Source organism: Streptomyces niphimycinicus (genome assembly GCF_018883605.1).
Taxonomy (GTDB): Bacteria; Actinomycetota; Actinomycetes; order Streptomycetales; family Streptomycetaceae; genus Streptomyces; species Streptomyces niphimycinicus.
The window spans coordinates 1-1,561 of record NZ_JAHLEM010001230.1 but is presented as its reverse complement, the minus strand read 5'-3'; the positions used below and the strand labels follow the sequence as shown (position 1 = coordinate 1,561).

Below are 1,561 nucleotides of genomic sequence, written 5' to 3'. Positions count from 1 at the left end.
CCGGGCGCGCCCGGCGCCTGGCCGCCCGTCGCCCCGGCCGCGAGGTCCGTGCGCCCCGGTGCGCGCCCTGTGCGCTCCCCATCGTGTGCGACATGCACCGGCTGGATTTCATCGTTCTTCCCGTACAGCGCGGCTTGCCGGAGCACCACGGACCCGCCCATCGAGAAGCCGACCGTGGCGACCCGCCGATGCCCGAGGCGCCGCGCCCAGCGCACCGCGGCGGCCAGGTCCAGCACCTCGCGATCGCCGACCGTGGACCGTCCGCCGGACCGGCCATGCCCCCGGAAGGAGAACGTGATCACGGCCGTACGCTGGGCAAACGCCGACGCTACCCGGCGCAGCGCGGGGCGTTCCAGGGCACCGGTGAACCCATGCCCGAGCACCAGCACGAGGTGGTCGGAGGGTTCGGTGCCGGGCGTCGGGGAAGGCTCGTACAGCGCCTCGATCGAGACGCCGTCATCGGTCAGCAGCGTGGCCCGCCGCTCTCCTGTCAGTTCCGTGAAAGGACAACGGGGAGCAGATTGAGCCTCTCGGGCACATGTCATGTGGGTTATTCTGCTGTGAAGAGGATCCGGGCAACGTAGCCCCCGGGTCCTTTTGTGCTTTCGGGGCGTGATGCGCGTTTGAGCGCACCGTCGCTCCAAGGGTGCGGAGCGTGACCGTACGAAGTAGTAGCCGCAGACTCCCCCGGGCGCTGCCCGGGAGGTGCCCCTCTCGCAAGGGACCGAGGAGGAACCGACGTAATGGGCGAGCGAAGCGTGCACAACCTCGAGAACATGGCCGGGGCGGGTGGTGGACGATGAGTTCCCTCCTGCTGCTGACCAACGCACTCCAGCCCTCGACGGAGGTGCTTCCCGCCCTCGGCCTCCTGCTGCACGGCGTGCGGGTGGCTCCCGCCGAAGGCCCGGCCCTGGTGGACACGCCGGGAGCCGACGTCATCCTGATCGACGGCCGCCGCGATCTGCCGCAGGTGCGCAGCCTGTGCCAGTTGCTGCGGTCCACCGGCCCCGGCTGTCCGCTGATCCTGGTGGTGACCGAGGGCGGGCTGGCCGCCGTCACCGCCGACTGGGGCGTCGACGACGTCCTGCTGGACACCGCGGGCCCGGCGGAGGTCGAGGCCCGGCTGCGGCTGGCCATGGGCCGCCAGCAGATCACCACCGACGACAGCCCGATGGAGATCCGCAACGGCGATCTGTCGGTCGACGAGGCCACCTACAGCGCCAAGCTCAAGGGGCGTGTGCTCGATCTCACATTCAAGGAGTTCGAGCTGCTGAAGTATCTGGCCCAGCACCCCGGCCGGGTCTTCACCCGGGCGCAGCTTCTCCAGGAGGTCTGGGGTTACGACTACTTCGGCGGCACCCGCACCGTGGACGTCCATGTCCGGCGGCTGCGCGCCAAGCTGGGCCCGGAGCACGAGTCCCTGATCGGCACCGTGCGGAACGTGGGCTACCGGTTCGTCGCGCCGGAGAAGGTCGAGCGCGCCGCCGAGGAGGCCCGGGCCAAGGCCGCGGCGCGGGACGCCGGAGCGGGCGACGCGGCGCGCGGCGAGCACCCCGGCGGG

At 71.4% G+C, this 1,561-nt stretch carries 2 protein-coding genes; one reads left to right on the top strand and one right to left on the bottom strand.

Annotation, left to right across the window (positions count from 1 at the left end; all coding sequences use genetic code 11):
• Nucleotides 1-545: alpha/beta hydrolase (locus KN815_RS49030; protein ID WP_253209744.1), on the bottom strand; the 545-nt coding region annotated here is incomplete at its 3' end.
• 254 nt (nucleotides 546-799) lie between these two features.
• Between KN815_RS49030 and KN815_RS49025 the strand changes: the two genes are divergently transcribed.
• Nucleotides 800-1,561: response regulator transcription factor (locus KN815_RS49025; protein WP_253209743.1), on the top strand; the 762-nt coding region annotated here is incomplete at its 3' end.